This window comes from Porcipelethomonas sp. (genome assembly GCF_051893655.1).
In the GTDB taxonomy this organism is placed as follows: domain Bacteria; phylum Bacillota; class Clostridia; order Oscillospirales; family Ruminococcaceae; genus Porcipelethomonas.
The window spans coordinates 1-4,817 of record NZ_JBJFHN010000015.1 but is presented as its reverse complement, the minus strand read 5'-3'; the positions used below and the strand labels follow the sequence as shown (position 1 = coordinate 4,817).

Below are 4,817 nucleotides of genomic sequence, written 5' to 3'. Positions count from 1 at the left end.
CGCTTAAAATTTTACCCCATATTCGGCATCGAATATGGGGTTTTTCTACAGTCTGCAGACCGTCAGGATTCTCCTGGCGGTCTTTTTTATTATTTCGTCTACAAACATTGCCGAGCTTTAATGTGTAGAAAAAAACGATTTTTATTTCTGCTTTCGCTGATGGAATTATGATTGCATATATTTGGTGAAATTGTAAAGAGTGATGATGAAATAATTGGTTACTAACATGTTACTAACAAATTAAAAAATACACCGTTTACAAGTGACTATAAACGGCGTATTTATGTAATTTATTCTGGAGCTTGTGACGGGACTCGAACCTGCGACCTGCTCATTACGAATGAGCTGCACTACCAACTGTGCTACACAAGCATACACTCAGATTATTTTCAACAAGCAAAAAATAATACTATATATATTTTACCACAAATTTAAAATATGTCAAGAGAAAAATTTATGTAAATTTCAAAAAAATAAAAAATCTGTGAAAAATATAAAAAGGTCGTTGTAATTTTATAAAAATTATGATATAATGAGATTAATATAAGTTTTTGGAGGAACAAATGAAATGAGAAAGGGCAAAAGATTAGGGTTTTCAATTTTTATACTATTTCTGACAATTATACTGATTGCAGTTATAATATGTACAGCAGGTGTGAATTATATATTCAGTTCAAATACTGTTTCAGGACAAATTTTCGGAAAGAATATTTATGTTGTAGATAATTCGGATATGACGCCTGAAATTCAAAAAGGCTCTGCTGTAATTGCTGATAAAGATAAAATAGCAGTACTCATAGAGGGCAATGTTATCCTGTTCAAACAGGATAAGGATTATGAAAATGTAATGAGAATTGTTGAAGTTGTTCATAGTACTGACAGCACAGTTTATCGTGTTGCTGCTGATAATAAGCCTGACGAAATAATTGATGTCAACAAGGAAAACGTTATTGCAAAATGTACTACAGAAAGTCATAACTTAGGAAAAGTAATTACTTTCCTGAAAAGTATAACTGGTATTCTTGTGGGGATGATTCTGCCATGTTTTATACTTCTGGCTATGCTTATACTAAAAATATTCTCTGTTCGTCGTATCAATAACGAAGAAGAAGCGTCTATGTTTGATGACCCGTCATTACCGGATGATGACGAGGAAAGCAGTGAATCAGCTGAAATCGGAAATCCTCTTTTTGATCCGTCAATTGGTGTTAAACCTGATATGACATTTGAACAGAAAAAATCTTCAATATATGAAAACTTTGCAAAAAAACCAGCTGCCAAGAAAAATATTGAACAAAAGCTAAAAACCGAAAACGCTGTTGAAAAATTCCGTGCGGCAGTGGACGAAAAGCCACCTGCACCTGTTACAAGAAAGCCATCTCTGGCTCCTCAGTCAACTGATAAAAGTCAGAAAATGGCTGCTATAAAAGCGGCTCTCAATAAACAGGATAACGCAGACAATAGTGAAGAACCTGCAACAGAACAGGATCTTTCAAAAACAACATCATTCAAACTGCCTGCTAAGGAAAATACGGCTGAAATCAAGCCGATAAATCAGACGTCGGTTCAGCAAAATCCTCAGGAAAATAAACCAGTTAAAAATAATGCTTCTAAAAAGCAGGATAATATTCATTCAATAGATGATCTGATAAAGGCACTGGAAGAAGAAAAGAAAAAGCTTTGACAGTTCTTTAAAATAGTATACTGCCGTTTGCATGAATCTGCAGACGGCAGTATTTTTACCAGAAACTTTCATATAAAAAGTCACTGTAAGACTCAGCTTTACAGTGACTTAAAAGTTTATCCCTCAACTTGTTTTCCAAGAAATTGCGATGCCGCACTTATAAGACTTTTTTGCAATTCAGAAACTATAGCTGATTTTTCTGATTCAAGAAATGCCACAGCTCCCGTTACATCGCCAGAACTTATAATAGGCATACAAGCCATTGCGAATTTATCGACACCCTCGGCAGGTATGATTTTTCTGCTGCCTGTACTGTCACAGAAATAGTTTTTTCTCATTTCCATCAGATCTTCCAGTTCGGGAGATACTCTGCGCTCATTGAATTCCTTTTTAGAAGCTCCTGAAACAGCAACAACATGATCCCTGTCAAAAATCACAACCGGACAGGCAGCAAGTTTGCTCATAATATCAGCAACCTGAGATGCATTCTCACTCATTTCACTGATTGCTGAATATTTTTTAAAAATAACCTCACCATCGTTGCTTGTATATATTTCAAGAGGATCTCCTTCACGAATTCTCATTGTTCGTCTTATTTCCTTGGGAATAACTACACGTCCCAAATCATCAATACGTCTAACTATACCAGTTGCTTTCATATTTAAAATCTCCTTAATTTTTATTTCAGTACTGCTAGTATTTGTATTTTAATGGAGATTATGCAATTATTTTTGCTTTATTAAACTTTTTTAATACCATTTTTTGATCCAGGCTGATTAAAATCAACCAGGTTATTACTAACAAAAACTATGCCGGCGTTTGGAATCGGCAGAATGGAGAATATTATGAATTTTAAAGATGCTATGGATTACATAAACAGCTTCAGTCATACTGGTGCCAGAATAACTGATTTGTCCAGAATAAAAAAACTTCTTGATCTGCTGGGTAATCCTCAAAACAAATTGAAATTTGTTCATATTGCAGGCACAAACGGCAAAGGTTCTGTTTTAGAATACTGCTCAAATGCACTGATAAAGTCCGGATACAAAACCGGACAGTTCACATCACCCTATATTTTAAGCTATTGTGACCGTATAAGAATTAACGGCTGCAATATACCTGAAAGCAAAGTAGCACAAATATGCAGTTATGTAAAAGATTCTGTAGACAACTCCCCTTTTTCACAATTTGAAATAACCTTTGCTATAGCTTTAATCTATTTTCTTGAAGAAAAATGCGATATAATTTTTCTTGAAACTGGTATCGGCGGAGAACTGGATGCTACAAATATAATTAATCCTCCCCTGACATCTGTCATAACTTCTGTTTCCCTTGACCATGTAAAGCTGCTGGGAGATACTGTTGAAAAAATTGCCGTTCAAAAATCTGGTATCATAAAGAAAAACAGTCCTGTAATTGTCTCCTATGACAATAAAGAATCGGTAATAAAAATATTTGCCGAAAAAGCTGCTGATACTCAAAGCAAATTAATTATTCCGGACAGTCATAAAGTTAATATTGTTAACATGGAACTTACAGGTACAGATTTCATATACAAAAACAATTGCTATCATCTGAAAATGTGCGGAAAACATCAGGTTACCAATGCTGTAACAGCAATTGAAATACTGCACGTTCTTGAAGAATCCAGATTCTTTATAACACCCGAAAACATTCAAAAGTCCCTTGCTGAAACATCTGTCGGCTCCAGAATAGAGGTTTTTGACGGAAATCCAATGATTATCATTGACGGCGGACATAATATTGCGGGAATTGATTCACTTGTAAATGCACTTAAGCTTTCCGGTAAAAAGACATTTACCGGAATGGTCGGAATGGTTGAAGGTAAGTCACACGAATACGCCGTAAGCCGGTTTTCAAAAATATTCGATCATGTATTCTGTGCTGACGGTTTTATTGAAAACAATATTTCTGCTGAATATCTCGCCGGATTATTTAAGCAAAATGGCTGTCCGGCAGAATATTACGACTACAAAACAGCATACACAAAAGCACTTGAATATGCCGGCAGACATTCAGAAGTGCTTGTAGTCTGCGGATCACTCTACCTCTCATCTGATGTCAAAAGAGATTGTCTTGGATAACTCATTGCTTTATCAATACTCAGCCACAGATTAACTGTCAAATAATCTGGCTTGCTGTCATATGTCATAGCACCACTATATTTTTTTATAAGATTTTTTATATTTTCAGCAGTTATATTTTCCATATATTTATTTATTTCATCAAAAATAATATTATTGCTTTTTAATGTCACTATGATACTTAAATATCCGTTATTATCTGAAATATGCAAATCAACAGTTACTGGTTCTGAACAGGAATCACAAAATTTTGTTATTTCATCAAAAACAAATGCCAGAATCGTACAGATATCTTTTTCAGGAAAAACATCTATTGAACCTGTAAGATTAAAATTTATGCTTATATTATTTTTATAGAATATATATAATTTAGTATTTACTACTAAATTTATCAGCTTACTATCCGTATGAATCGACTTAACCGGAATAGTTATATCATTGTTGCAAACCCTGTCAATATACTGTTCAGCCTCGTTGTAAAATTTATTTTTTACAAGATAATTTACAGTCTTCAGATGTTCATTTGTCATTTTTTTTATATCATTTACATAATCCATTTGTATTTCAATTTCATCAATAATATTTTTGGAAGATAAAATATCTTCATCCTCATAATCAATAATTTTTTTACGATAACTTTTATTAATTTTTCGCAGAAAAATATATGAAAATATATCTGTCACAATCAAGGCAAGAAAAATAAAATTTAAAAACATACTGTTTACTTCTGAATGTCTTATAACATATTCAAACATAATATTGCCTATTATAACTGTTATGACAAAAATACACAATATATATATCCATTCCTCCTTTGAAAGTCCGCCATCATCTTTTTTGACAATTTTAATAATTGCCTTTGTAAAAATAAAATATAAAAATTTAGTTACAAATAAAATTAAAACTCTGAAAATTTCATTTGATGTTACAAGAACTTCAATATCTTCACTGGTAATTTTACTGAAAACTGAAAGTGTAATGGAATTAATAATCAAAATTAAAAAAACACTGGTAAAGGATACAAAAAT

Annotated in this window: 4 protein-coding genes and 1 tRNA gene; 2 read left to right on the top strand and 3 right to left on the bottom strand. The window is 32.9% G+C overall.

Annotated features, from left to right (window positions below; translation table 11 throughout):
- Positions 1-296 precede the first annotated feature (296 nt).
- Positions 297-372: transfer RNA gene (locus tag ACI4WO_RS00590), tRNA-Thr, on the bottom strand.
- A gap of 196 nt (positions 373-568) precedes the next feature.
- Here ACI4WO_RS00590 and ACI4WO_RS00585 point away from each other — a divergent pair.
- Entirely contained in the window at positions 569-1,684 is a 1,116-nt protein-coding gene (locus tag ACI4WO_RS00585) for a hypothetical protein (RefSeq protein ID WP_439805614.1), read from the top strand.
- 116 nt (positions 1,685-1,800) lie between these two features.
- On the opposite strand, the gene ACI4WO_RS00580 is transcribed toward ACI4WO_RS00585, so the two are convergent.
- Positions 1,801-2,343 carry a stage V sporulation T C-terminal domain-containing protein gene (locus ACI4WO_RS00580; protein ID WP_439805613.1) on the bottom strand — a complete coding sequence of 181 codons (543 nt, stop codon included), beginning with the start codon at positions 2,341-2,343 and terminating at the stop codon, positions 1,801-1,803.
- Between the two features lie 186 nt (positions 2,344-2,529).
- Here ACI4WO_RS00580 and ACI4WO_RS00575 point away from each other — a divergent pair, with 186 nt between their 5' ends.
- A complete protein-coding gene (locus tag ACI4WO_RS00575) occupies positions 2,530-3,789 on the top strand; it encodes a bifunctional folylpolyglutamate synthase/dihydrofolate synthase (protein ID WP_439805612.1) in 1,260 nt (419 codons plus the stop codon).
- Here ACI4WO_RS00575 and ACI4WO_RS00570 read toward each other — a convergent pair.
- A partial coding sequence (locus tag ACI4WO_RS00570; protein ID WP_439805611.1) for a hypothetical protein occupies positions 3,750-4,817 on the bottom strand: 1,068 nt, incomplete at its 5' end. The two genes, ACI4WO_RS00575 and ACI4WO_RS00570, sit on opposite strands and share 40 nt — an antisense overlap.

Bases quoted from the DNA above. Each gene is read 5' to 3' on its own strand.
- ACI4WO_RS00585 (WP_439805614.1), top strand. From the start codon at position 569: ATGAGAAAGGGCAAAAGATTAGGGTTTTCAATTTTTATACTATTTCTG.
- ACI4WO_RS00580 (WP_439805613.1), bottom strand. From the start codon at position 2,343: ATGAAAGCAACTGGTATAGTTAGACGTATTGATGATTTGGGACGTGTA.
- ACI4WO_RS00575 (WP_439805612.1), top strand. From the start codon at position 2,530: ATGAATTTTAAAGATGCTATGGATTACATAAACAGCTTCAGTCATACT.